Source organism: Mesorhizobium sp. M1396 (assembly GCF_040317725.1).
In the GTDB taxonomy this organism is placed as follows: Bacteria; Pseudomonadota; Alphaproteobacteria; order Rhizobiales; family Rhizobiaceae; genus Mesorhizobium.
In genome coordinates, this window is record NZ_JAMYLA010000161.1 from 1 (window position 1) to 666 (window position 666).

Consider the following 666-nt stretch of genomic DNA (forward strand, 5'->3'; position numbering starts at 1 on the left):
ACTCGGCGAACTGCGCCGCGTCGTTGGCATCGGCGATGGAGCCCGGACGAAGGCCGTCGCCGAGCGAGAAGGACACGTCGTAGGCGCGACAGATGTCGCAGATCTCCGCAAAATGCTCGTAGAGGAAGCTTTCCCGATGGTGGTGAAGGCACCATTTGGCCATAATCGACCCGCCGCGCGAGACGATACCCGTGACCCGGTCAACGGTCAGCGGGATATAATGCAGCCGCACGCCGGCGTGGATGGTGAAATAGTCGACGCCTTGCTCGGCCTGTTCGATCAGCGTGTCGCGGTATACCTCCCAGGTCAGATCCTCGGCAATGCCGCCAACCTTCTCGAGCGCCTGGTAGAGTGGCACCGTGCCGATCGGCACCGGTGCGTTGCGCACGATCCAGTCCCGGATGTTGTGAATGTTGCGGCCGGTCGACAGGTCCATCACCGTATCGGCGCCCCAGCGAATCGCCCAGACCATCTTTTCGACCTCCTCGGCCATCGAGGAGGTGACAGCGGAGTTACCGATATTGGCGTTGATCTTCACCAGGAAATTGCGGCCGATGATCATCGGCTCGCTCTCCGGGTGGTTGATGTTGGCGGGAATGATCGCGCGTCCGCGCGCCACCTCGTCGCGCACGAATTCCGGCGTGACGAAATCGGGAAGCGCCGCGC

General features: G+C 62.6%; 1 protein-coding gene. It reads right to left on the reverse strand.

From position 1 onward, the window contains the following. A partial coding sequence (locus NKH02_RS34440) for a phosphomethylpyrimidine synthase ThiC (protein ID WP_352884298.1) occupies positions 1–666 on the reverse strand: 666 nt, incomplete at both ends.